Source organism: Micromonospora sp. B11E3 (genome assembly GCF_039871625.1).
Classification (GTDB): domain Bacteria; phylum Actinomycetota; class Actinomycetes; order Mycobacteriales; family Micromonosporaceae; genus Micromonospora.
Window position 1 is genome coordinate 44,879 of record NZ_JBDPMC010000022.1, and the last position, 24,443, is coordinate 69,321.

The 24,443-nt window shown below is 72.0% G+C and carries 18 protein-coding genes; 3 read left to right on the forward strand and 15 right to left on the reverse strand.

What is annotated here, in order from left to right; genetic code table 11:
* Positions 1-3: 3 nt before the first annotated feature.
* The 6 genes from ABGB16_RS14095 to ABGB16_RS14120 are packed head-to-tail and all read right to left on the reverse strand — an operon-like array spanning position 4 to position 6,016.
* Complete coding sequence (locus ABGB16_RS14095; protein ID WP_347668480.1) at positions 4-858, reverse strand: STM4011 family radical SAM protein; 855 nt, start codon at positions 856-858, stop codon at positions 4-6.
* Positions 855-2,180 carry an STM4012 family radical SAM protein gene (locus ABGB16_RS14100; RefSeq protein WP_347668481.1) on the reverse strand — a complete coding sequence of 442 codons (1,326 nt, stop codon included), beginning with the start codon at positions 2,178-2,180 and terminating at the stop codon, positions 855-857. Before ABGB16_RS14100 ends, ABGB16_RS14095 begins: the two co-directional genes overlap by 4 nt.
* Complete coding sequence (locus tag ABGB16_RS14105) at positions 2,177-2,980, reverse strand: STM4013/SEN3800 family hydrolase (RefSeq protein ID WP_347668482.1); 804 nt, start codon at positions 2,978-2,980, stop codon at positions 2,177-2,179. Before ABGB16_RS14105 ends, ABGB16_RS14100 begins: the two co-directional genes overlap by 4 nt.
* Positions 2,968-4,128: an STM4014 family protein gene (locus ABGB16_RS14110; RefSeq protein WP_347668483.1), complete on the reverse strand. Its 1,161-nt coding sequence runs from the start codon at positions 4,126-4,128 to the stop codon at positions 2,968-2,970. The genes ABGB16_RS14105 and ABGB16_RS14110 overlap by 13 nt, the downstream gene beginning before the upstream one ends.
* 1 nt (position 4,129) lies before the next feature.
* Positions 4,130-5,077: an STM4015 family protein gene (locus ABGB16_RS14115; RefSeq protein WP_347668484.1), complete on the reverse strand. Its 948-nt coding sequence runs from the start codon at positions 5,075-5,077 to the stop codon at positions 4,130-4,132.
* A 6-nt stretch (positions 5,078-5,083) separates the two neighbouring features.
* Complete coding sequence (locus tag ABGB16_RS14120) at positions 5,084-6,016, reverse strand: STM4015 family protein (RefSeq protein WP_347668485.1); 933 nt, start codon at positions 6,014-6,016, stop codon at positions 5,084-5,086.
* A 214-nt stretch (positions 6,017-6,230) separates the two neighbouring features.
* On the opposite strand from ABGB16_RS14120, the gene ABGB16_RS14125 reads away from it, so the two are divergent.
* On the forward strand, positions 6,231-6,734 hold the full coding sequence (locus tag ABGB16_RS14125) for a hypothetical protein (protein ID WP_347668486.1): 504 nt from the start codon (positions 6,231-6,233) through the stop codon (positions 6,732-6,734).
* A 68-nt stretch (positions 6,735-6,802) separates the two neighbouring features.
* Here ABGB16_RS14125 and ABGB16_RS14130 read toward each other — a convergent pair whose 3' ends face one another.
* Positions 6,803-8,206, reverse strand: coding sequence for a hypothetical protein (locus ABGB16_RS14130; protein WP_347668487.1), 1,404 nt, complete (start codon positions 8,204-8,206; stop codon positions 6,803-6,805).
* Between the two features lie 159 nt (positions 8,207-8,365).
* Between ABGB16_RS14130 and ABGB16_RS14135 the strand changes: the two genes are divergently transcribed.
* A complete protein-coding gene (locus ABGB16_RS14135) occupies positions 8,366-8,623 on the forward strand; it encodes a hypothetical protein (RefSeq protein WP_347668488.1) in 258 nt (85 codons plus the stop codon).
* Positions 8,624-8,645: 22 nt separating this feature from the next.
* Here the strand turns inward: ABGB16_RS14135 and ABGB16_RS14140 are convergent, their stop codons facing one another.
* The 5 genes from ABGB16_RS14140 to ABGB16_RS14160 all read right to left on the reverse strand — a co-directional run bounded on the left by ABGB16_RS14140 (position 8,646) and on the right by ABGB16_RS14160 (position 17,284).
* Positions 8,646-10,259, reverse strand: a complete 1,614-nt coding sequence (locus tag ABGB16_RS14140; protein WP_347668489.1) for a serine/threonine-protein kinase — start codon at positions 10,257-10,259, stop codon at positions 8,646-8,648.
* A 13-nt stretch (positions 10,260-10,272) separates the two neighbouring features.
* The gene (locus tag ABGB16_RS14145; protein WP_347668490.1) at positions 10,273-13,455 is read right to left on the reverse strand and encodes a type I restriction endonuclease; all 3,183 of its coding nucleotides are present in this window, start codon (positions 13,453-13,455) and stop codon (positions 10,273-10,275) included.
* Positions 13,452-15,590 carry an AIPR family protein gene (locus ABGB16_RS14150; RefSeq protein WP_347668491.1) on the reverse strand — a complete coding sequence of 713 codons (2,139 nt, stop codon included), beginning with the start codon at positions 15,588-15,590 and terminating at the stop codon, positions 13,452-13,454. The genes ABGB16_RS14145 and ABGB16_RS14150 overlap by 4 nt, the downstream gene beginning before the upstream one ends.
* Before the next feature lie 318 nt (positions 15,591-15,908).
* Entirely contained in the window at positions 15,909-17,087 is a 1,179-nt protein-coding gene (locus ABGB16_RS14155; RefSeq protein ID WP_347668492.1) for a helix-turn-helix domain-containing protein, read from the reverse strand.
* Between the two features lie 47 nt (positions 17,088-17,134).
* Positions 17,135-17,284, reverse strand: coding sequence for a hypothetical protein (locus ABGB16_RS14160; protein ID WP_347668493.1), 150 nt, complete (start codon positions 17,282-17,284; stop codon positions 17,135-17,137).
* A 180-nt stretch (positions 17,285-17,464) separates the two neighbouring features.
* Here ABGB16_RS14160 and ABGB16_RS14165 point away from each other — a divergent pair, with 180 nt between their 5' ends.
* Positions 17,465-18,832 carry a hypothetical protein gene (locus tag ABGB16_RS14165; protein ID WP_347668494.1) on the forward strand — a complete coding sequence of 456 codons (1,368 nt, stop codon included), beginning with the start codon at positions 17,465-17,467 and terminating at the stop codon, positions 18,830-18,832.
* An 81-nt stretch (positions 18,833-18,913) separates the two neighbouring features.
* Here ABGB16_RS14165 and ABGB16_RS14170 read toward each other — a convergent pair whose 3' ends face one another.
* Genes ABGB16_RS14170 through ABGB16_RS14180 form a run of 3 tightly spaced genes read right to left on the reverse strand, consistent with a single transcriptional unit; the run spans position 18,914 to position 24,314 of the window.
* A complete protein-coding gene (locus ABGB16_RS14170) occupies positions 18,914-20,197 on the reverse strand; it encodes a restriction endonuclease subunit S (protein ID WP_347668495.1) in 1,284 nt (427 codons plus the stop codon).
* Positions 20,194-22,182 carry a class I SAM-dependent DNA methyltransferase gene (locus ABGB16_RS14175; RefSeq protein WP_347668496.1) on the reverse strand — a complete coding sequence of 663 codons (1,989 nt, stop codon included), beginning with the start codon at positions 22,180-22,182 and terminating at the stop codon, positions 20,194-20,196. The genes ABGB16_RS14170 and ABGB16_RS14175 overlap by 4 nt, the downstream gene beginning before the upstream one ends.
* The gene (locus tag ABGB16_RS14180; protein ID WP_347668497.1) at positions 22,179-24,314 is read right to left on the reverse strand and encodes an N-6 DNA methylase; all 2,136 of its coding nucleotides are present in this window, start codon (positions 24,312-24,314) and stop codon (positions 22,179-22,181) included. The genes ABGB16_RS14175 and ABGB16_RS14180 overlap by 4 nt, the downstream gene beginning before the upstream one ends.
* Positions 24,315-24,443: the final 129 nt, after the last annotated feature.

Genomic DNA, 24,443 nt, shown 5'->3' on the forward strand with positions numbered 1-24,443 from the left:
GGCTCAGTCGGGCGGCCACGCGGCCGGGATGCGTTCCAGCACCCCGCCGGCGAACACGTCGCGCAGCCCCAGCGGCTTGAGGTGGACGTACCCGATGTGGCAGTCGCAGACCGCGTTGCCGCACGGCCGGGGCCGCAGCGCGGCCCGCCACGACCCGTCGTACAGGTTGCCGATGGGCTCGGCGATGAAGTGGCAGCGGCGCACCGTGCCGTCGCCGAGGACGGAGATCGCGGTCTCCCCGGCGTGGCAGGGCCGGCCCAGCGACAGGTGCGGGCGCACGCTGTAGCCGAACAGCGGATCCAGCTCAGTCCACGTCGCCTCCTCGGCGGCGTCGTAGCGGCGCCCCTCGGCGGCGTTCACCCACAGGTACACCTGCGGCGGCAGCGCCGCCCGCAGCGCCCGCGCCTCGGCCAGGTGCTCCGGCAGCCCCACCACGCCGACAGAGAACCGGACGCCCAGCTCGGTCAGGCGGGCGCAGCGCGCCAGGAACCGGTCCCGTTCGACCTGACCCGGGTGGTACGTCGTCCACAGCGCGGCCCGCGCCGGGTCGGCGTCGGCGAGCCAGTCCACCCGGGCGGCGAGGTTGGTCTGGATGACCACCCGCTCGACGTGCGGCAGGTGCGACAGCGACACCATCGCGTCCCGGTACCAGCGGCGGGTCAGCCCCTCGCCCCACGGGGTGAACAGCACCGACAGCCGGACGTCGGTGGTGGCCGCCACCCAGCCGGCGAACCGCTCCAGCGCGGCCCGGTCGGCGCGCAGCAGCTCCGGCGGGTCGTGCCGCTTGGCGAACGGGCAGTACGGGCAGTCGTAGTTGCAGCTGGACAACGGCCCGCGGTAGAGGATCGCGAGGTTCACCTCGACACGTACCCGGTCATCGCGGCGCGCACCGCGGCGGAGGTCAGCCACGGCCCGATCGCGTCGGAGCGGGCCAGCCCGGCCGGGGTGAGCCGCAGCCCGCCGGCGGTGGCCCAGCCCCGGTCGACCAGCCGGGCCAGCTCGGGGAAGTCGTCGGCGGGCGGGCGGCCGAACCGGGCCGCGTACGCGACGGCGTCGACGCCCTCGGCGCGCAGCAGGGACTTGAGCAGCCAGCGGCGGCGCTGCTCGGCCCCGTCCAGGTGGTACCCGAACTCGGCGTACCGGAAGTCGTCGGCCGGGCGGGTCAGGTAGTCGTCGAGCACCGCCCGCACCTCGCCGACGCCGACCGCGTAGTCGAACGAGTAGTGCAGCGACGTGGTGTACGAGCGGGCGCCGCAGCCCAGCCCGACCATGCCGTCGTCCTGGCAGCAGTAGTCCGGCCCGTCCGGGGCCGGGACGTCGGCGCGGCGGAACTGCCGCATCGACTCCTGCCGGTACCCGGCCGCGCCGAGCACCTCCACCGCCTGCGCGTACAGGGCCAGCCGCTGGGCGTCCCAGTCGGCGCGGGTGTGTGCCCGCCGGCCCAGCCCGGTCAGCGGCCGCACGTACAGCGGGTACAGGTACAACTCCTCCGGCCGCCACGCGAGGGCCGCGTCCAGGCTCTGCCGCCAGGTGTCGGCGGTCTGCCCGTCGATGCCGTAGATCAGGTCGACGTTGAGCACCGGGATACGCGCGTCGCGGATCGCGCCGAGCGCCGCCTCCACCTCCGCGCGGCGCTGCGGCCGGCCGGCGGCCCGGGCCTCGGCGTCGAGGAAGCTCTGCACGCCGATGCTCACCCGGGTCGCGCCGTGCGCGGCGAGCACCGCGAGCCGGTCCGGGGTCGCGGTGGCCGGCGAGGTCTCCACCGACAGGGGTACGCCGGGCAGCCGCGCGCCGATGGTGGACGTGGCGATGTCGAACAGTTCGGTCAGCTCGTCTGCGGTCAGGTAGGTGGGGGTGCCCCCGCCGAACGCCGCCCGGGCGTACCGGGCGTCGCCGCCGAGGGCGTCGGCGACCCGCTCGGCCTGCCGGCGCAGCTGCCGCAGGTACGCGCTCACCTGCTCGGCGGGCGCGTTGGCGCGGGTGAACAGGTTGCAGAAGCCGCAGCGCATCTCGCAGAACGGCACGTGCACGTAGAGGAACAGGGCATCGCGCGCCTCGGCCCGCCACAGGTCGGCCAGCGGCGGCCGGGGCCGCAGCGCCCGGTACGACGTCTTGTGCGGGTACGCGTACAGGTACTGCTGGTAGGGCGAGCCGTCGAGGCCCGCGTCGGTGCTGGTCACCAGTCCCCCGGTCGCAGGATGAAGTGGGCGTACGGGACGGTCCACACCACGTCGTGGCCGATCCGGTGGCCGGTGTGGCCGTCCTCCCCGTACGCGGTGCCGTGGTCGGCGCAGATGATCGTGAACACGGGCCGGCCCCGCCCGGTGACCAGGGCGAACAGCCGGTCGATCCGCCCGTCGACGTACTCGAGGGCGGCGGCGTGGCTGGCCAGGTCGTCGGCCTCGGCGCCGGGCAGGTAATGCCGGTTGGGCTGGTGCAGCGCCGCCACGTTGAGGAACGTGAACAGGGGCCGGCCGTCCGGGACCCGGGGCAGCACCTCGGCCAGCCGGTCGAGCTGCGCGTCCAGGCAGGTGGGGGACGTGACGCCGAACTCCGGCTCCCAGTGCGCCTCGGCGAACAGCCCCGGCAGCACGGCGCCCAGCGGGCTGCGTCGGTTGAAGAACCCGACGCCGCCCAGGCACAGCGTGTGGTAGCCGACGTCGGCCAGGGCGGTCGGCAGGTCCGGGGCGTCGAACACCCAGGTGTCGCTGCCCGCTGTCTCGCTGCCGGGGAACCGGGCCGCGTACAGCCGCTCGTGCCGACCGGGCTCGGCCGGGGTGGGCAGGAAACCCGCGAAGAACGCGTGGTGCGCGGCGTAGGTGAAGCTGGCGGGGGAGTGGCGGCGCTCCCACCGGCCGCCGGGCAGCGCCCGCGCGAGCCGCGGGGTGCGCCCGGCCGCGGCCAGTTCGGCGGCCACGTCGTAGCGCAGCGTGTCGAGGGTGACCAGGAGCAGGTCGTGGCTGCCGATCAGGCTCCGCACGCCGGCACCTCCCGCCGGGCCGCCGGGGTGGCCCCGGGGCGCGCGGCCCCCGCCGGGGCGGTCGCCGCGCCGGCCGGTACCGGGGCTGCCGCCGCCCGCCACCGCTGCCACCGGCCGCTGGTCAGGGCGCGCACCTGCTCGGCGTAGGTGTCCCGGCCGTCGGCGAGGACCCCGGGCAGCAGGTCCCCGAACGCGTTGACCTCCGCCACCGCGTGCCGGCGCCAGCCGGTCAGGAACATCAGGTCGACGCCGACGTGCAGCGAGCGGGGAAAGCACGCGGCGGCCCGCTCGCAGGTCTCCATCGCCGCCGCCCACGCCGCCGGGCCGGCCGCGGCCTGTAGCTGCGCCAGGTCGCCGCGGGCGTTGCCGAGGTGCAGGTTCGTCATCGGCCCCCGGGCGGCGCGGACGACGGCGTGGGTGGGACGGCCGGCGACCACCACCACCCGCAGGTCGACGACCCGGTCGGCGAGCCCGGCCTTGGGCAGCCACCGTTCGACGTGCAGCCCGTCCGGGGCCAGCCGGTCGACGATCGCGGCGACCGCGCCCTCGTCGTCGTACTCGCGCAGCCGCAGCGAGTTGAACAGCCCGTCCGAGGTCGCCTCGACCGTGGTGACGGCCCGGATGCGGCCGGGGGCGACCGCGAGGGCGAGCACCCCGGCGGCCGACGAGCCGTGCGCGGGCTTCACGAACACCCGCGTCCAACCGGCCTCGGCCATGGCGGCGCGCAGCTGCGCGTACCCGCGCACGGGCGGCAGGGCGGCCGGCACGGGCACGCCGGCGGCCGACAGTAGCGCGTGGCAGCGCCGCTTGTCGCACAGCGCCGCGACGTCCTCCGGGTGGTTGAGCAGCTCCGCGCCACCGGCGGCCACCCGGTCGAGGGCGGCGAGCAGGCCCGCGTACGCGTCGGCGAGGCCGACCAGCTCGCCGTGCCGCGCCGGGGCGGCGGCCCGGCGCAGCAGCCGGTCGACCTCCGGGTCCTCGCCGGTGGAGTCGACGCGCACCAGGGCGCCGGCCGGCGGCGGGGCCGCCCCGGCGAGCACGTCGGCCCAGGGCAGCACCGCCGGCCGGGGCAGCCCGGCGGCCAGGACGGCCCTGGTGAACAGGCCGACGCGGCGGTTGTCGGGGTTGCCGACGACGGTCAGGCGCATGTCACTCGGACACCGCCGTGTACCGGTACGCCTCGCCGTCGTACTCGTCGGCCTCCTTCGGCTCGGACAGATCCACCCGGACGCCGGGCAGCGCGCCGGGCAGCGCCGCCGCCAGCTCCGCCGAGATGTAGTGGTGGTGCAGGTCCAGCATGGCGAGGTGGGTCAGCGGCTGCCCGCCCGCCAGGGCGGCCGCGCCGCGGTCGCCGAGGGTCCCCAGCGACAGGTCCAGCCGCGTCAGCCGCGCGACCACGGGCGCCGACGCGAGCGCCTCGGCGAGGTCGTCGGCGATCTCGGCGTTGCGCAGCCCGAGCCGGCGCAGCGCGGGGAACCGCTGCCCGGCCAGCAACGGGGCCAGATCCTCCACGGTGGTGTCGCCGCCGTAGTCGGGGGTGCCGAGCCACAGCTCCAGGTCGGTCAGGGCGGGCAATTCGGAGTCGAGCACCGCGCCGACGAAGTCGCGGCCCAGGCCGCCGCTCTGCACCGTGAGCTCCCGCAGCCGCCCGTGCCGCACGGGTGAGAACTCGAAGTCCTCGCCGCCGCGCACCCGCAGCACCTCCAGCTGCGGGTACGCGTCCAGCAGCGGGCTGACGTCGCCGACCCGCATCCAGGAGACCTCGCATTCCTCGACGGTGATGTCGCCGAGGAACAGGGCCCGCAGGTTGGGCAGGCGCGGCGCGGCGGCGCAGAGCTGCGCGACCGGGGCGGTGTTGAACGCCGCGTACCCCCAGGAGCCGACGACCAGCGCCTCCACCGTCGGCCCCGCCAGCGCGGCGAACCGGTCGAACGTGTCCCGGAACCCTTCCGACGGCTTGTGCTCCGCGCTGTCGTCGAACTCCCAGTACCCCAACCGCCAGGCGACGGGCCCGTCCACGGTTGGCAGCGGGCCGTCGGCGGGAACCGGGACCACCGGGAGGCCGGCGAAGGTGTCGGCGTGCGATACGAACGTCATCGTCGCTCACTCCCCGACCAGGGTGTAGCGGTACAGCCTGCCGTTGTACTCGTCCGGCGTCCGCGGGTCCGACACATCGACCTCCACGCCCGGCAGGGCGGCCACCACCCGCTCCCGCCACTGGTCGGTGAGGTAGTGGTGGTGCAGGTCGAGGCGGCGCAGGTGGGTCAGCGGCTGCCCGGCCAGCAGCGCCTCGGCGCCGGAGTCGGTGAGCACCCCCATCGACAGGTCGAGGACCTCCAGCCGGCGGCCGACCGGTGCGGTGGCCACCGCCGCCGCGATGTCGTCGGCGATCTCGGCGTTGCACAGCGCCAGGTGCCGCAGCGCGGGCAGCCCCGCCCCGGCCAGCAGCGGGTCCAGGTCGGCCACGGTCGCGTCACCGCCGTAGTCCCTCCTGCCGAACCACAGGTCCAGGCGCTCCAGCGCGGGCAGGTCGCAGCCGGACACCCCGCGCACCACCGACCCCGGCAGGCCGCCGCACTGGAAACCGAGCTCCCGCAGCCGGTCGTGCCGGACCGGGTCGAGGCGCAGCCCGGCGGCGCCGCGCACCCACAGCACCTCCAGGCCCGGGTACGCGGCCAGCAGCGGCGTGATGTCGCCGTGCGTCAGCCAGGAGATCTCGCACTGCTCGCCGACCAGGTCGGCCAGGAACAGCGCCCGCAGCCCGGTCCACTTCCCGGCCGCCTCGACGAGCAGGTCGACGGGCAGCGGGCTCTCGTACGCGGTGCCCCACTCGCCGATCACCAGCGCCCGGACGGCGTCGGCCGGCACCTCGTCGCGCAGCGCCGCGACCCGGGCCGCGAACTCCGCGGGCTCCGCATCGAAGTCCTCCACCTCCAGCCGCCAGGCGACCGCCGACGGGTCGTCGGGCAGGGGCATTCCCGGGGTGAAGGGCAGCACGGGCAGCCCGGCGAACGACGACAGATGGGAGTGGACCACGCCAACCTCCGGCTCGACTGGTGCAGCGGCGGCGCGACCGTAACAGGTCGCACCGACAACATGATCAGCAGCGGGCGTCCGGGGTGACGGCCGGGGTGGTCGGCAAGGTCAGGAGACCGGATATCTAGTCACAGCCATCGATGTCTGGTAGGAATTGCGCAAGGCCGGCCCCGCAAGTGCAAGAAACCTTCCACCAGGCCAACCGGGAGAGACCATGTCCACGACCCGCCCCACGCTGCACCGCCGCGCGGTCACCCTGCTCATCGCGTCGCTCGCCGCCATCGGCATCACCTTCGGCGTCGCCAGTCCCGCCTTCGCGATCAGCCACTCCAGCGCCACGTCCCAGCTGCGCGCCGCCGGGATCACCTGGAGCTCCAGTGGCAACTGCAGCGACCGCTACAACTCCAGCTGCACGTCGTTCGAGGGCATCCGGCAGTCCACCATCGACGGCATCATCACCTTCAAGCGGGCGAGCGGCTGCGCCATCAACATCACCGCCGGCACCGAGGTCGGCCACTCCAGCGGCACCTACAGCCACTGGAACGGGTACAAGGTGGACATCAGCAAGACGAGCTGCGTGTACGGCTACATCTCGCGGAACTACACCTACCTCGGCTACATCTCCGGCTGGGGCTACCAGTACCGGGCCCCGTCGGGCAACCTCTACACCGACGAGGGCAACCACTGGGACATCCTCTACTACACCTGCGGCTGCTGACCCCCGTGCCGTGACCGGGCCGCCACCGATTCCTCCCGGTGGCGGCCCGGCACCACGACGACGTACCCCTACCGCTCCTCGGCCGCGGCGACCCGGTAGCCCAGCACGTCCGCCGCGCCCGGCGCGCTCGGCACGGTCACGTCGCCGGCCGGCTGCGCCTGCACCGGCTCCGCCGCCGGCGGCTGCACCTCCCGGCCCGACTGCACCGTCGGATACTCGGCCGTCGCCCCGCCGCCCGTCGCGGCGGCCATCACCGCCGCCGCCGCGAGGTCGGCCACCCGCTTCGCCTCCCGCTGCACCCGGGCCCGGACGTCCTTCGCGTGCCGCTCGGCCTCCTCGGCCGCAGTGCGCGCCGCGTCCAGGCGGCTCGCCTCCACCGTCAGCTCCTGCCGGACCTCCGCGAGGCGCTGCTGCAGGCGGCCGACCTCGTGCTCGAACGCGGCACCCTCCTCGCGGGCCTGCGCCAGCTGCTGCTGCGCCGCGTCCAGCTCGGCGTGCAGCTGCGTCAGCGCCTGCCGCTGACCGCCGATCTCCTGTTGCAGGGCCGTGAGCTGCTCCTGGTGGGCGCTCGCCTGCTCGTCGGCCCGCTTGCGCACCTCCGTCGAGTACTGCTGCGCCTCGGCGATCAGATTGGCGATCTTCTGCTCGGCGGCGGTCAGCTGGGCCGCCACGTCCCGCTCGGCCGCCGCGCGGTGCTCGGCGAGCTCCTGCTCGGCCGCCGTTCGCCGCTCGCTGATCTCCCGCTCCACGTTGACCCGCCACTGGGCCAGCTCCTGCTGGCTCTGCGCGCGCGCCGCCTGCACCTCCTGCTGGATCTGGGTACGGGCCGCCTTGGTCAGCGCCTCGGCGGCGGCCTGCGCCTGCTCCACCTGCTGCGCGGTCAGCTCGTTGATCCGCTTCGCCTCCTGCTGGGCGTGCTCGTGCGCGGCCTCGCCGTCGACCCGCAGCTGCTCCACCAGCTCCTGGATGTCCGCGAGCTGCGCCTCCGCCGCCGCCCGGCGCTCCTCGTACTCCTTCTCGTGCTCCGCCCGGCGCGCCGACAGCTCCGCATCCAGCTCCTGCACCGCCCGCGCGGCGTGCTCCCGCGTCTCGAGCAGCAGCCGCTCCGCCTCCGCCTGCAGCTCACCGGCCTGCTGCGCGGCGCTCTCGGTGATCACACCGGCCTGCTTCTCCGCCAGCGCGAGGATCTGGTCGACCATCGGCCCCAGGTCGCGGAACGAGGCCCGGTCCACCTGCGCCGGGCGCTGGCGCAGCTCGGTCACCTCCGCCTGCAACTGCTGGTACTGGACGGTCAGGCCGCGCAACTGGTGCTGGGCCCGGTCCCGCTCGGCCATCAGCGCCGCGGCGGTGGCGTCGGCCTGCTCGACGTACCGGTCGACCTGCCGCTTGTCGTAGCCGCGCAACGCCTGCTCGAAGCTCGGCCGCCCGTTCGCCTCCGTGCGTACCGGAAACGGCTCCCCGCCGTTGGACATGCGCAACCCTCCGTAGAACTCAGACCCGGCGCGTCACCGCCCCGCGGGGCGTGGTGTCGCGCAACGCTACCGCCGCCCGTCGCCGCCGAACACCCCACCCCACCGCCACACTGCCCGCGACGCTCGCTGGCGGAACTCCCCACCCGCCCCCGTCGCACCGTGATCGCCGTTCTCGACGCCCTGCGCGACTTCCCGGACGTGCACGTCATCGCCGAGGGTGCGCCGGAGGTCCACGGCCGGTGGAACGGGCGACGGCTGTTGCTGGTGAGCTGGTCGGGGCGGAACTGGCGGGCCGAGTCGTGGGCGAGCCTGCTGACCGGCCTCGCCGGATACGCGCGGGCGGTTCCCCTGCGCCATCCCGACCGACAGTGGACGGTGTCCGACCCGCAGGACGCGTTCGGGCAAGCCGATGCCTGATAACGGCGGGCTGGCGCCCGGATCAGTAGTCGGACGGCGATGAGACACCAGCGGACGAACCGCCACGGCGGGCGAGCTCGATCCGTGCCAACAGGTCGGCGACCTCACGGGTCAGCTCGTGCTCGGCTCCGTACACCAGGTGCAGGTCGTCGCGGAGCGCGGCGACCTCGGCCTCCGCTCCCGCGACGTCGCCCTCGGTGAACAGCAGCGTGCCGATGTCGCGGCGCAGCTCCAACGCCACGGTGGACACGTCGCTCTCCACCGCCCGTACACGCGCGAGGACCTGCCGGAACTGCCGCAGCGCCGCCGTGGCCTGGCCCAGCTCCGCCCGGCAGTGGGCCGCCTGCCGCAGGCAGGCCAGGGCCTCGTCGTTGTTCGGACCTCTCGTACGGGCGAACGCGGCGGCGAGCGAGTCGAACTCGGGCAGGGCCCGACGGGCGTCCCCGCCGACGACGAGGATCGCCGCCCGCCGCTGACGTAGCCGCAGCACCTGCGGGTGCTCCCGACCGAGCGCCGCGCCGGCGGGCTCGACGACCCGCTGCAACGCCTCCGCGGCCTGCGCGTAGCGCTCCTCGGCGAGCAGGTCGTTCGAGCGGTCCCACGCGTCGCGGATCGCCTCGCGCAGCGCTGTGGCGGGCACGGCGTTCACCGGCTTGGACCCGGCGACCGCGCCGAGGGCGACCCGGGGCGGCGGCTGCGTACGCGGCCGTGGCGCGTTGGGGCGGCGGTACAGCAGCGTCGGGTCAGGCATGCCCGCCGGGTGCTGCTCGCCGCCGGCCGGAGGCGGGGCGCCGGGCGGCGGCAGGAACGGCAGCAGCCGCTCGTAGACGTCGTAGGCGTCGGCCGGCCGCCGTTCCGGATTCTTCGCCGTCAGCTCCAGCACCAGCCGCTCCACCGCCTCGGGCACGTCCGGGCGCAGCGTCCGCAGCGGCACGGGTGCGTCGTGGACGTGCTGCCTCATCAGCTCGAAGTCGTTGCCGCCGTCGAACAGCGGCGTGCCCGCGAGCATCTCGTGCAGCAGGCAGCCGAGGGCGTACAGGTCGGTCTGCGGGGTGATCCGCGCGCCCTGGATCTGCTCGGGCGGCATGTAGTGGTACGTGCCGAGCGCCCGCCCGGTCGCGGTGAGGCGGGTGGCGTCGGGCCGCAGCACGGCGGCGATGCCGAAGTCGAGCACCTTCACCGCGCCGGCCTCGGTGATCAGCACGTTGTCGGGCTTCAGGTCGCGGTGCACGACCGGGATGGCGTGCGCGTGGGACAGCACCGTGCACACCTGCGTGGCGATCGCGGCGGCCCACGCGACGGGCAGCGGCCGGGCCGGTGTGATGCAGGCCCGCAGCGGCGTGCCGCGCACGTACTCCATGACCAGGTAGACCCGGTCGTACGACCTGTCGAGCACCGCGTCGTAGACCTGCGGCACCCCGTGGTGCTGGATGCGCGCGGTGACCCGCGCCTCCCGGCGGAACCGCTTGGCGAACTCCTCGGCCTCGTCGGCCGAGGCGATGACGTCGGTGCGGATCAGCTTGACGGCGACCTCCCGGTCGAGCACCGCGTCGTAGCCGCGCCACACCTGTCCCATGCCGCCGGAGCTGATCCGCTCGACCAGCTCGTAGCGGCCGGCGATTGGCTCGGGTCGCACGCTCACCCCCTCGCTACGCGGCGTCGTCCGCCACGCCCTCCTGCTCCCGGATCATCCGCCACGCGGCGCTGCGGGCGCTGCGGTTGAGTGAGCTGCGGAAGTCCCGGTCCGGCCCGAAGTACCTGCGCCCGAGGTCGGCGACGCTGTCGAAGTGGTCCATCATCTTCTCCTCGAACACCGGCTCGAAGACGTGCCCGAAGCCCTCCTCGTCGTTCGCCACCGCCGCGAGGCGCACCTTCGGGTCGGCGACCGCCTCCTCGAACGGCTTGATCACGTCCTGCTCGGTGAACTCGGTGCCGTGCCGCTCGTTGAACCGCGCGATCAGCTCCGACAGCAGGGACTTCTCCGGGTCCGCGCCGCCGCCGGAGCCGTCGCCGAAGCCCTTCATCAGCGTGGTGCCCTCGGGGCGCAGGCTGACGTCGTGCTTGCCGGTCTTCTCGACCCGCAGGTGGCTCAGGTCCACCTCGCCGATGTCCACCCCGCCGTCGTCGCGGCGCGGCAGCCGGTTGAGCAGGTGCCGCCCGTACAGGTAGAGCCGCTCCAGCTCGGTGTCGGTGTACTGGATGATCTGCGACAGGAAGCCGTACTTGCGGACGAAGTCGGTCAGGTCTGCCCGGAACGTCTCGGCGGTTTCCCGGTCGTGGGCGTCGCCGCCGTCCACCAGCGCCGTGAACCGGGCCACCGCCGGCCCCAGGTGCCGGTACAGCTCCGCGTGCAGCTTCTCCCACGCCGCCGCGTTCCCACCGGCCCGCCGCTGCGCCGCCGCGTAGGCCGCCACGAACTCCTGCATCTCGGCCTCGACCAGCAGCGGCGGGGACATCACCCGGCTCTGCGCGGTGTAGAGCAGGTTGGGGTCCGAGGGGAGGGTCGCGGCCTCCTCGTAGTACGGCCGGAACGCCTCCGCGATCTCCTCGGCCTTGTTGCGGAAGTCGAGCACGGCGAGGTCTTCCTGGCTCTTGCCGTCGGCGGTGCGGTTGACCCGCGACAGCGTCTGCACCGCCGAGACACCGGCCAGCTTCTTGGTCACGTACATCGTGGTGAGCAGCGGCTGGTCGAAGCCGGTCTGGTACTTGTCCGCCACGACCAGGATCCGGTACTCGCGGCGGCGGTTGCCGCCCGCGCGGGCGGCCCGGTCGTCGGCGCGGGTGTACGCGAACGCGTCGGGCAGCTCGCGCTCGGGCAGACCGCCGTTCTCCGTCGACTCGGTGATCTCCTCACCGTCGTAGGTGAGGCTGCCGGAGAAGGCGACCAGCACCCCCAGGTCGGGATAATTCCGGTCGGCGGCGTACCGCTTGATGGCCCGCGCCATCTGCACGGCGGCGGGCCGACCAGCGGTGACCACCATCGCCTTGGCCCGCCCGCCCAGTCGCCCGGCGGTGTGGGTGCGGAAGTGCTCCACGATGATCTGCGCGTGCTGAGCCACCGTGGACGGGTGCGTGCCCGCGTAGCGGGCGAGCAGCGGGTTGGCCTTCGCCGGGTCGACCTCGCGCTCGTCGGGGTTCTGGTTGACCAGCTTCCAGTACGTCGCGTAGGTGACGTAGTTGCGCAGCGGGTCCAGGATGAACCCTTCCTCAATGGCCTGGCGCATCGAGTACGTGTGGAACGGGTGGTACTCGCCGTCGTCGCCGAGGGTGCCGAAGAGCTCCAGCGTCTTGTGCTTCGGCGTGGCGGTGAACGCGAAGTACGACAGGTTCGCCGCCCGCTGCCGCCGACGCGCGCTCGCCGCGAGCGCCACCTCGGTGCCCTCCGGTGCGGCGACGCTGGTCGCCCCCGCCTCGTCGGACTCCGAATCGAGGCCGAGGTCGCGCAGCACCGCCCGGACGGCGGTGGCGGCGTCGCCCGACTGCGAGGAGTGCGCCTCGTCGACGACGATGGCGAACCGGCTGCCGTGGATCTCGGTCGGGTTGCGCCGCAGGTACTCCACGAGGGCGGGGAAGGTGTGCAGGGTGACCGTGACGATCTTGCCGGTCTGCCGGGACAGCGCCTGGGCGAGCTGCTCGGACTTGGCCCCCTGCCGCTCGTCGATCTTCACGACCAGCCCGGCGGTCTGCTCGAAGCTGCCGACGGTCTCCCGGAGCTGCCCGTCGAGGTTGCGCCGGTCGGTGATGATGACGACCTTGTCGAACACGGGCGTGCCGGGCCGCAGCCCGGCGGCCACCGCGCCGGGGTCGAGGTCGGCTGCCGACGGGTGGGTGTGCAGGGACGCCAGCCGGTGCGCCAGCCACGCGATCGTGTTGGACTTCCCGGAGCCGGCGGAGGCCATGATCAGGTAGTTGTGGCCGGCGCCGTGCCGCGCGGCGTGCGCGGTCAACCGCTTCACCGCGTGCCACTGGTGGTAGCGGGGGAAGATCACGACCTTTCGGGTACGCCCGTCCGCGCCCCTCTCCCTGCGCACGTGCACGTACCGTTCCAGCAGCTCCAGCCAGTTGTCGGGCTGCCACACCTCCTCCCAGAGGTAGGAGGTGGCGTACGCGCCGGGCCGGCTGGCCGGCGGGTTGCCCTGCCCGCCCGGCCGGCCGGGGCCGTTGGAGCCGGTGTTGAACGGCAGGAACCGCGTCCGGCTGCCCGGCCCGCGCAGCTGGGTGCAGACGAAGACCAGGTCCGGGTCGACGGCGAAGTTGGCGACCACCCGACCCGAGAAGATCAGCTCGGTGGGGTCGCGGTCGTTGCGGTACTGCTCCTTGGCCTGCTCGACGCCGGAGCCGGTGAGCGGGTTCTTCAGCTCGGCGGTCGCCACCGGGATGCCGTTGAGGAAGAGGGCCAGGTCCAGCCGCTTACCCCGGCCGGACTGCTTGGCCGCGTACGCCAGCTCGCGCACCACGGTCAACCGGTTGGCCCGGTAGTCGTCGAGGATCGCGTCGGACTCCACCAGCGACGGCTTGAAGTACGCCACCCGCAGGCGCACGCCGTTGTCCTTCACGCCCTTGCGCAGCACGCCCAGCAGGCCCTCGTCGGCGATCGCCCGGTCCAGCCGCCGGGCGAAGCCGCGCTGCGCGGCGTCCGGGTCGCCGCCGTAGCGGGTGACCAGCTCGTCCCACTCCCGCGCCTGCGTGGCCCCGATGAAGGTGAACAACTGGCGGGTGTCGAGGCCGAGCTCGGGGCGATAGTCGGCGGCGCTGCCCTCCAACCAGCCGCTGGCCAGCAGCGAGGCGACGATCGCGTCCCCGAACGTGGACTCGTGGTGAACCGCGTTCATTCGGTATCGGTCTCCTGCGCCAGCGTCCACAGCGACTTCCCCCCCGAGACGAACCACCGGGAAGGACCCTGAGCGGCGACGGGCGCCTTGCTCCATCCGGCCATCCGCCACATCTGCTGCACCAGGCCGGAGGGAGAGTACCGCTTCCCGTCGGCCGCCCACAGCAGCGGACGCACCCGTTGGTTGACCCAGGTCGCGGTCCCTCGGCTCGGGTCCTCCGCGAGCCACGCGGCCATCGCGTCCCGCTCGGGCCGGCCCGTCGCCTGATAGGTCAACGGCGTGCCGTCAGCCAGCCGGCCGGTGTCGATCAGGGTGGGAACGGCGTTGGGCCTGCGCCGCTTCGTGGCGGGCTTGGTGGGGCGGTACTCCTGCGGCAGCTCGGGGACCGGCACGTCGCGCTTCAGGTCCGACAGGACCAGACCCGCGAGGGTCCGGCAGTGGTCGGGATCGGCCAGAGTGCTGGACACGATTGAGGTTCGGCCGAACTCGGCATCGACGTGGTGAACCAGCCACGCCGCGGCGCGCTCGACCGTGTGCGGCACCTGGGCGAGGATGCCGTCCCAGTCGGCGTCCGGGTCGTCGATGCCATCCAGGTCCAGATGCTGAAAGACGATGTGCGCGATGAGCCTGTCGCCTCGCTCCACGATTGCTTCGGCCCGCTCCTGCCGGTTCTTCGCGGTGCGATGGAGCGCGGCATCGACCTCCCGCAGGATGAGGACGCTGCGCCAGATCTGGTAGGCGGAGGGCAGGTCCTGGGCGTTGAACAACATCTGGTAGGCCCCTTGAGGACCTTCCTCCCAGAGTCGGTCCGCCCCGCGCTTGGCCCGTACGGCGAGATCGGAATTCCGGTGTGCGCAGGCCAGCGCGACGGCAGCGCTCTCGACCGAGCACCCGCTGTCCGCCGGGGGCTCCGGCTCTCCCCGCTTTACCGCGTACGTCTTCTGCAGCGAGAGGACGAAGTCCTCCTTGATAGCCGTCTGTACGGGGTCCAGGGCGACGAAGTCGCGCCGCTCGACCCGGTTCTGGGTGTTCGTGGCCGTGGTCACCGCGTCCGCGAAGTCCGGCGGGCAGTTCTTGAGGGAAATGACCCGGACGGTCACGTACCCGTCGGCGACTGTCTCGCCGCCCTTGCGGAACGCCCGATGAATCGCGTGGACGGTCTGTGCGCCGTTCACGACGCTGGCGCCGTCGAGCTTGAGCGCGACCGGTGACCGCGTCGACCGACTGAAGTAGTCGGGTTCCAACGCGTCGCACAGCACGGTGATGCCGTTGTTGAAGAACCAGAAGTTGTGCGGCTCGTTGCTCAGCGTGTCGATCAGGCCCTGGTTCACCTGCGTGATGCCGAGCGGCTTGCGGATGTTGCGATCGAACAGGCGATCCTCGTGGGTGTCGTACCAGTCGGCGATTTCGGCGACCGACACGATCCCCTGGAACGCCTCGTATGGATCGGTGATCTTAATCCAGTCCTGCATCTTGGCAGTCAGCGTGATGGGGGGTTCCGCGAAGTCGTTGCGTACCACCTCCCAGATGTCGCGGGCCAGGTAGACGCGCTGGTCGAGAATGTTGCCGAGCCGGTTGAACTCGGCCTGCGCATCGGCGAGTCGCTGTACGACATCGTCCGACAGCGGCTCGGTCCGCATCAGGGTGGGCACCAGGGTGATCTTCGAGCCCTGGTTGCTGAGCACGGCGGCGACCTGATCCGCGAGGTTCTGGAACCGGACGTTGAAGCGATCGAACCTGCGTGCGTCGATGTGACGAAGGCCTTCGATGAATTTGAGCGCCTCGGCGACGCCGAAGCCCGCTCGGCCGCTGTCGCTCCACTTCGACTGGATCAACCAGAGGTGCGACGCGTTCTTGTCGGTGGCCACGGCATCGATGCCGATGTCGTCCCGGCCGTCGATGACCGCATCGGCCGCCGTTGTCGAGTCGCAGCCCGTCAGGTCGCGGACCGTCAGGGCGGCCAGGGCCCTCGACAGGAACGCCTGCTCGCGCTCGGCGCTTGACTTGTTGGCGAGATCGGCGAGATCTACCAGGTCGCCGAATTCTCGTTTGAGCGCTTCCCGTACCTGCCGGATCTGCGTCTTTGGCGCGGTGTCGTAACGCGACGCACCCGGCGTCGCGGGATTCCCATCCACCCGATTACCTAACTGCCGCCGTTAGCCCTCGTTGCCGCGCAGCGCGTTACCCAAGACGCGGGCTGGGTCCGCGCAGGGTGAACGTCTTCCCCAGCTCGAACGCCCAACGTAGTGTGGCACACCTCGATCGCAGAAAGGCGATCTTGATGCGCGAGCGCACCCATCGTAGCGGCTGGCATGATTTCCTGCGTACCGGAAAATCGGCCTCTCGCGGAAACAAGCGGGCGGGATGCATCACCCCAGTTCAGCGCCCGAACGGGCCCATTGAGCGTGATAGCTGATGGTGGCTGACGCCCTCGGCGAGACTCCCTGGCGTGATCATTGGCGGGTGAGGCCGACTGCGACGGCCAGGCGGGTGACGTCGGCGGCGGTGGGGCCGTCGCGGAGGACGGCGGTCAGCACCGTACGGGCGGCGGGGCGGATGCGGGTCTCGGCGGGCGCGATGCGGTCGGCGGTGACCAGGGCACGACCGGCAGCGCGCGGGTTGCCGGCGTCGCGTTGGATGCGGGCCATGTCGATCAGGTGTGCCGCCCGGTGCTCGGCCGGGAGCCGCCGCCAGGCTTCGCCGTTGGTGGCGCGAATGTGGAGGGTGAGCGCCTCGTTCGCGTCGCCCAGGTCGGCGGCGACCAGGACGCGGGCGAGGTCGACCACGGTGGGGCCGTACCCGATGTCGTGGCCGTCGTGGTCGGGGCGCTCGCCGTGGGCGTCGGCGAGTTGGGCGGCGTGCGCGAGGAGGCTGCGCGCGGCGGCGTGGTCGGTGTAGGTGGCGGCGGCCAGCGCGGCCTCGACCAGCAGGGTTCCGGCCAGGGCGAGGCGGTCCGGCGGGCCGTCGTGGTGCGGGGCGAGTTGGCGTACGGCGGTGGTGGCGGCGGTCATCGCCAGCCGGCCACGGTTCAGAGCGCGTAGCGCCTGCGTCAGGGGGATCGCCGCGACGGCCGTGCGGCGCGGGTCACCGGCGGCGGTGGCCATCGCCCGGTCGGCGGCCAGCCAGGCCAGGTCGGCCTCGCCGAGCTTGACCAGGGTCTGGGCGGCGAGCCGGTACGCGCGTACCAGCAGGTCGGCGGCGCGTGCCGAGCCGGTCGGCGCGGCGAGGTCGTGGGCGTGGGCGAGCAGGTCGGGCAGCGTCCGCAGCACCTGGGGGTGGTGGGCGTGCCGGTACGCCGTCCACGCGTACGTGACCTGGCGGTCGAGCTCGTCCAACGTGAGTGGCGGTCGCCAGTCGGGGTCGCCGGGGGCGGGGGAGTGGTAGCGGGCCAGCGCCGCGCGTACCCGCTCGACGGCCCCGGCGATGCCCGTGACCGGCCCGACGCGCCGGCTCTCCCGGCCGAGCAACACCTCCGGGGTGACGCCGAGGGCCCCGGCGACCTCTTCGATGACCGAGATCCGGTCGAGGGGCCGCAGGCCGCGCTCCACCTTGTCCACCCAGCTCTTGGACCGGCCGACCCGGCTGGCGAAGACCTGCTGCGTCATGCCCCGGCGGGCGCGTAGCCGGGCCACGCGCCGCCCGATAGGCGGCTCGTTGTCGCCGCGTCGGCCCGGCCCGATCACAGGTCCTCCGTGCGGTGCATGGCCTCGGTGGACTCGCCGCAGCGCGGGCACCACCGCGACTTGACCCGAAACGCCAGCAGTCCGAACAGGAACCCCGGCACCAGGCCGCCGAACACGACCGGCACGATCTCGGCAATCACGAGCACCTCACCTTCCTCGGATCGGGTTTCGCCCCGATGGTGCGTCCAGTTGACCTCCCCAGAGGGGCGGCGAGGACAGGTGCGGGCGGTGCCTATCGGTGCGGCTCGGTGCGGGGTACCTCCTTCTCACGCCACGTCCGTTACCGTCCGTTGGAGCGCCCGCTACTCATGGAAAGTCGAGGGGAAGTGGCATCCAGCGGAGAGGCAATCACCCGGCTGCTGGCCGAGGCGGGCTGGCAGCCCGAACAGCTCGCCCGGCGACTCAACGAGTGCGCCGAGCGGCACGGTCGCGCCGAGCGGCTGCACCTCAAGACGCCGTACAAGTGGAAGAAGGGGGACATCCCCCGCAGCCCGTGGCCGTCCCTCACGTGTGCGCTGTTGTCCGAGCAGTTGCAGCGGCCGGTCACCCTCGATGAGCTGGGTTGGCCGGACGACGGTTTCGAGGCCGCACCCGCCTGCGCTGGTCTGGAACTGCCCTGGTCGCCGGCAGGGGCCTTGCAGGCTGCCGTGGTCGTGAACGAATCTGAGGGCATGATGCAGCGACGGATGTTCCTCGCTCTGCTCGGTTCCACGTTGACCTCACCAGCTCACGAATGGTTGATCGCCCAGCCACCCGAAAGCGTCGCCTCGGCCACCGGCAGGCCGCTGTCCGGCGAGGTCGTCGACCACCTGGACGCCGTCACGGCCAGCCTGCGACGTATGGACGACCACCTTGGTAGTGGGCAGACGCTCGGCCTGGTTCGTCAACACCTGAGCACGGTGGTCGGAGCGCTGCAAGGTCGCCGCTACACCGACACAGTTGGTCGGCATCTGCACGCCACCGCTGGCGAGCTGCTGCGCCTCGCCGGCTGGCTCTCGTTCGACAACGGGCACCACAGCCAAGCGCAGCGGTTCTGGATCGCGGGTCTCTACCAGGCTCACGCCGCTGGCGACCGTGGGCTCGGCGCGAACATCCTCGGCTTCATGTCCTGCCAGGCCAAGGACCTCGGGCAGCTCCGACAAGCCATCACGCTCGCGGAAACCGCCCGATCCAGCTACCCGGCCACCAGCCCGAAGGTCGCGGCCATTCTGGACCTCCGAGCCGCCGAGGCGTATGCCAACAACGGGTTGGCTCCCGAAACCCGACGTGCGCTCGACAGCGCCTTCGGCCGGCTGACCGACAATGGGCCGCAGCACGGTGACCCCGACTGGGCGTACTGGATCAACGAGGCGCAGGCCCACGCGCAAGCCGGCTATTGCTACGTCAAACTCGAAGACTGGCCGCGCGCCCGCGAGCATCTACGGGCTGCGCTGCGCTTGCAGGGCAACGAGTACACCCGTGAGGGCGCACTGCGGAACGCCCTGCTCGCGACCACCTACGTCCGGCAGCAGCATGCCGACCTGGACCGAGCGCTTGCCCTCGGTGACCAGGCCGTTCAGACCCTCACCGGGCAGGTCACCTCGGCACGGTGCATCAAGCACGTACGCAATCTGGTCGGCAATCTGACGCCCTACCGCCGTACCCCTGCCGTCCGTCGATTCTGTCAAGACGCCAAAGACCTCATCTCAACCTGAGTGCTTGGTGTGGTCTACGGGGGCAAACTTTTAATTTGCGGGCCGAGGCCGGCCGTGAGGTTGGCCTCGAACCCTCTCGGCTTACTCTGTTCCTCGCCCATTGGCGGTATAGGAATCAATCTGGCCGGTGACCGCAGCCGTGATTAGCGCTTGCCGTCGTTCGTTGAGGAGTGCTAACTGCTGATCCAGTCTTGCTTTGAATCGCGTCGCCGCGTCTAGTTGCGTGCGGAGTTGCCGAACCAGCTCGCGCTGGCGGGAAAGCCTCGGCAGTGGGATCGGGAAACTCATGATTTTGCTGCTGTTCGTGGAAGCCAAGTTCGTTGTCTTGCTGCCTGTGCTCTCGAAGTAGCAGCGGCCGTGCAGGGTCTGGGTCATGAGGGCAAGATAGTGGGGGTCGAGTCGATCAGGGTCCGGGCGAAGCGCAAAGACGTGGTTTTGGTGCAGGCAATTGGGGAGTTGTCCTTCCCACACAGTGCCCCGTCCCAACTTGTCTAGGTCTCCGCCCTCCGTCATGAGGACATCGCCGGGCCGAAGGGTGCTTCGAACTGCCATCGCCCGAGGTACCGTAACCTCAGTCACGGAGGAAAGGTCGACATAGCCAGCCTGGACGTTGGCAACCCGCAAGTAGGGGCGGGTAACCGAGTCTATGCTGGCCTCGCGGCTGCCGTCGATGGTGATGCCATTTTGAAGTCGACTTACATAGCCGAGTCGGACTAAAGCTCTGTCTTCCCTCAGCGTGGGCAGCCAGGTCCAGGGCCATGTTCCCGAGGGTGAACGTGTGATGCCGGGGATAAGAATCTCGGACACTTCGGCGTTTGTGTGTTCTTCGAGTGTGACGTACTGTCGCCTCCTAGCACTGGCGAGGCGATCAATGCGAGCGATTTCGACGTCGAGAAAGTCGGCGAGCCTGCGTTGCTCCTCCAGTGGCGGCAGGGTAACAGTAAGATTTCCGATTTCGCTGGCGTTGATTGCGGGGTAGCTAACTCCGGTGGACCGTGCAACTACTTCGTCAATGAATGGCTGAGACTGGCAGTAGTAGGCAAGGTAACGGTTGTCGACCCTGTCGCTAGCCTCCAATACGGCGAAGCCAGTGGAGAAAACGAGAGGTGCCCCACTTGCAGGCACGGGCGCCACTGCACGCAGGTAGGTTCGCACTGTCGAGACGACGACCGATCCAGGAGGCGCGAGCCGTCGGGCCCGGGAGGGAGCGGCTGCGAAGGAAACCTCTCTTTCGGGAATGCTAATGCCGCCCGAGCTATTGACAGACCCGATGTCAATGTAACGGAAGGTGTAGCTTGGATCAGTGCTTTCCGGCAGCGTTTGAGCGTTTATTTTAGCTATGTGTTTGATCCTGTAATCGTTCACTCCGTCACCTCGCTGAGCAGCACCTGGATCTCGGCCTCCAGGGCCTTGAGTTCGGCGTCGATTTCCGCCAGGGGCCGCGGGGGCTTGTACACGTAGAAGTGGCGGGTGAACGGGATCTCGTACCCGATCTTGGTCTTGTCGTGGTCGATCCAGGCGTCGGGGACGTGCGGCAGCACCTCGCGGCGCAGGTATTCCTCGACATCCTCGTCCAGCGGCACGTTCTCGTAGTCGCGCAGCTCTGGGTCCGGCTCCGGCTCGCCCTTGACGAGCTGCACCTCGCCCTCCGGATCGCGCACGCCGATCGCCTCGCGCAGCGCCTTCTGGAACGGCGCACCCGACGGCCAGAGCACGCCGGCCTCGGCCATCGCCGCGCGCAGCGCGTCCCACGCTTCCCGCTTCGTCGGCCAGGACTGCCCGAGCAGCGGCTTCAGGGCGCCGGTCAGCGCCTCCACGTCGAGTGCCCGGGCGATCGCCTTCGACTCCCGTACCCGAATCAGGGTCTCCTCGCTGATCTCGAAGCGGAGCGTGAGCGGGCGCTCGACGGTGATCCGCTGGTGGCCGAAGTCGGAGTTGCGGAAGACCTTGACCTTGGCGTGCTGCGGGTGCTCCGGGTTCTCGGCGGCGTCCAGCGCCTCGCCGTAGCGCCGGGTGATGTCCTCGATCTGCTCGTCGGTGATGCGCTTGCGCTTGTCGCCGAGCGACTTGCGCATCTTGGCGAACTGGTCGCGCGCGTCCAGCAGGATGACCTTGCCCCGGTGGTCGGGGGCCTTGTTGTTGGTGAGGATCCAGAAGTACGTGGAGATCCCCGTGTTGTAGAACAGCTGGTCGGGCAGGGCGACGATGCCCTCCAGCCAGTCGTTCTCGATGATCCACCGCCGGATGCGGGACTCGCCGGACTCGGCCGCCCCGGTGAACAGCGGCGAGCCGTTGAACACGATCGCCACCCGGCTGCCGCCCTTGCCGTCCTTGACCGGCTTCATCTTCGACAGCATGTGCTGGAGGAACAGCAGCGAGCCGTCGTTGATCCGGGGCAGGCCCGCGCCGAAGCGGCCGTGCTTGCCGAGCGTCTCGTGCTCGCGCTCCACCTGGTCCTTGACCTTCTTCCACTCCACGCCGAACGGCGGGTTGGCGAGCAGGAAGTGGAACGTGGCCCCGGCGTGCCCGTCGTCGCTGAACGAGTTGCCGAACTTGATGTTGTCCGGGTCGTGGCCCTTGATCATCAGGTCGGAGCGGCAGATCGCCCACGACTCCGGGTTCAGCTCCTGGCCGTAGACCTTCACCGTCGCCGACGGGTTGAGCCGGGTGATGTGCTCCTCGGCGGCGGTCAGCATGCCGCCGGTGCCGCAGGCCGGGTCCAGCACCGTGCGGGTCACCCCGGGCACGGTCAGCGCGTCGTCGTCCCGGGCGATGAGCAGGTTCACCATCAGCTCGATGACCTCGCGCGGGGTGAAGTGCTCACCGGCGGTCTCGTTCGACTGCTCGGCGAAGCGGCGGATCAGCTCCTCGAAGACGTACCCCATCTGGTGGTTGGAGACCACCTCGGGCCGAAGGTCCAGGTCGGCGAAGCGGGCGACCACCCGGTAGAGCAGGTTCGCCGCGTCGAGCCGGCGGACCTGCTGGGCGAAGTCGTAGCGCTCCATCACCTCCTGCGCGTTCTCGGAGAACGCGCCCACGTAGGCGAGCAGGTGCTTCGCGGCCTGGCCCGGGTCGCCCGCGATCGCCTTGAGGGTGTAGCGGCTGACGTTGTAGAAGCTGTGGCCCGAGGCGCGGCGCAGGAACCGGGCGACGTCGACGTCCTGGTCCTGGAAACGCTCGTACGTCTCCAGCACCTTGTCCTTCGTCGGGCCGAGGACGCACTCCAGCCGCCGCAGCACCGTGAACGGCAGGATCACCTTGCCGTAGTCGGACTGCTTGTAGTCGCCGCGCAGCAGGTCGGCGACCGACCAGGCGTGGTTGGCCAGCTCGGTGTGCTTGCTGGTGTTCAACGGGTTCCTTCCGCGTCGGGTGGGAGCAACGCGCCGCCGGTCAGCCCGGCGGCCAGGGTGTGGGCGGTCTCGTCGGCGAGGCGGAGGGCGATGTCCGCCGCCACGCGCATCGCGTGCAGCTGGCGGAACGCCCGGCCGTACCGGCGTTGGTCGGCCAGGGGGAGCAGGGGCACCCGCAGCCGCCGGGGGTCGACCCGGACCACGGTGGTGCCGGACGAGGCGGCGGTGAGGTTGTCCTCGGCGGCCAGGAAACCGGCGAGGAACCACGGGTCGAGGCGGGCCGGGTCCGGCCGCAGCAGGTGCAGGTGCCGGCCGAGCCGGTGGCCGGCGTCGCGGGCGTCGGCCACCCGCACGGTGCCGACGCCCTCGTGCAGCATCTCGGCAAGGATGACATCCCCCTCGCAGATGGTGATCTCCTCGCCTGTGGGCCCCTCGACCGCCGCCCCGGAGGCGGCGCGGCGCGCCACGACGTCCCGCGCGGTGAGCGTACGCGGCGCGGACCCCTCCGCCGGCCGGGGGGCGGCGCCACGCCCGGCCGCGGACACCCGGTGCAGCACCAGCGCGTCGCCGCGCAGCAGGTCGGCGACGCTGGCCGTGCGCCACGACCGGGCGGCGGAACCAACCGGCGGCCAGTCGCCGCCCACGCTGAGCGCCGTCAGCCCGGTCACGGCGCGGCGCAGCCGGCCCCGCAGCTCGTACGCGAGCTGGGCCAGCTCGTCGGGGCGCGCGGGCACCGGGGCCGCCCGGACATGGCGGGCGGGGGTCAGGTCGACCACCTCGTCGAGCAGGTCGATTACCGGTACGGCGCGGGCGACGCCCGGCACGGGGTCGGCGTTGTCGGGGTGGCGGTCGAAGTCGTTCCAGGCGTCGACGACGGTGTCGCGCAGGGCGGGCCAGTCCGCCGTCGTGCGCCTACCGGTGGCCCCTGCCGGGCTCCGGGCGTCCAGCGCGGCGGTGTCGACGAACAGGACGTGCGCCGGCGGGCTCGCCTGCGGGTGGGGCCGGCGCAGCAGCCACAGGTGCAGGCCGACGTGCAGGGGCGGGGCGGCCCCGGCGGGGAGCGCGACGACCGCGCGCAGCGCGCCGCTGCGGAGGATCTCGGCCCGGACCCGGCGGCCGGAGGCGCGCTCGGCGGCGGCCGGTGGCATGAGCAGGACGGCCCGCCCGCCGGGGCTCAGGTGCGCCAGGCAGTGCTGCAGCCACGCCAGCTCGGGCTCGCCCTTCGGCGGCAGGCCGAACATCCACCGGGCGTCGAAGGTGAGGTCGTCGTGCCCCCAGTCCCGCTGCCCGTAGGGCGGGGAGCACAGAACCGCGTCGGCGGCCAGCGCCGGGAACGCGTCGTCGCGGATGCTGTCGCCCGCGTGTACCTGGATATCCGACGCCTCGGCCTGAAGCGCGAGGCGCACGGCCGCCTGCGCCGCCTGCGCTGCCGCGACGTCCTGGCCGTACAGCCGGCGCGCGCCGCGTGCGCCCGCCGCCAGCAGCAGGCTGCCGGCGCCGCAGGCCGGGTCGAAGACCCGCTCCGGGTACGGCTCACCCGGCCCGGTGAGCAGGTCGGCCATCAGGTCGGCGACCGGGGTGGGGGTGACGTACGGGCTGGTGGCGCCCGGCTCGTCGGCGTCGCCCTGGGCGAGCACGTCCACGGCGCGCAGCGGCCCCTCCTCGGCCACGCAGCGCAGCAGCGCCCGCAGCAGTGGTGCGTCGTCCGTCCGGTAGGCCGGCTCGTCGGCGCCGGGGAGCTCGTCCGCGCAGGATCGGGCGGCCTGCTCGGCCCGCCCCGGAAGCCGGTCGTCGGGTAGACCGGCGAGGCGTGTTCGCTCGCTCTCGGGCATCCGGGCCGCGGCGAGGAGCAGCGGGAGCAGCCGGATCGCCTCGGTGGTCCGGGTGGCGTCGTCGGCTGTCGCGGCGCGCAGGGCGGTCCGCAGGTCGTCCGAGGGGGAGCTGGCGGGCAACTGCCCGCGTGCGGCGAGCCAGCCGCGCACCGCCGTCAGGTCGTACGCCGGGCTGGCGTCCGTCCCGCCGCAGGGGGCGGGGAAGTCCGGGTGCCGCCGCCGCCAGTTGCTCACGGTGGCGCGCGTGACCCCGGCCAGCCGGGCGATCTCGGCGGCGGTGACCTGGGCGGATGTCGGCATGGGGCGTCCCGTCGGCTCGCTGCGTGATCTTGCTGGCGCAACTGTACACGCCGCCGATGGCGCACGGCAGAATTGACAGTGCTTTCACGGTGGTGCTTAACTGGTCTCGCTTTCAGTCAGGCATTCCCA

What these genes read in the sequence shown, in the direction of transcription:
- ABGB16_RS14110 (WP_347668483.1), bottom strand. Translation starts at nt 4,128, where the DNA reads ATGCGCCTGACCGTCGTCGGCAACCCCGACAACCGCCGCGTCGGCCTG.
- ABGB16_RS14130 (WP_347668487.1), bottom strand. Translation starts at nt 8,206, where the DNA reads ATGTCCAACGGCGGGGAGCCGTTTCCGGTACGCACGGAGGCGAACGGG.
- ABGB16_RS14145 (WP_347668490.1), bottom strand. Translation starts at nt 13,455, where the DNA reads ATGAACGCGGTTCACCACGAGTCCACGTTCGGGGACGCGATCGTCGCC.
- ABGB16_RS14180 (WP_347668497.1), bottom strand. Translation starts at nt 24,314, where the DNA reads ATGCCGACATCCGCCCAGGTCACCGCCGCCGAGATCGCCCGGCTGGCC.
- ABGB16_RS14115 (WP_347668484.1), bottom strand. Translation starts at nt 5,077, where the DNA reads ATGACGTTCGTATCGCACGCCGACACCTTCGCCGGCCTCCCGGTGGTC.
- ABGB16_RS14125 (WP_347668486.1), top strand. Translation starts at nt 6,231, where the DNA reads ATGTCCACGACCCGCCCCACGCTGCACCGCCGCGCGGTCACCCTGCTC.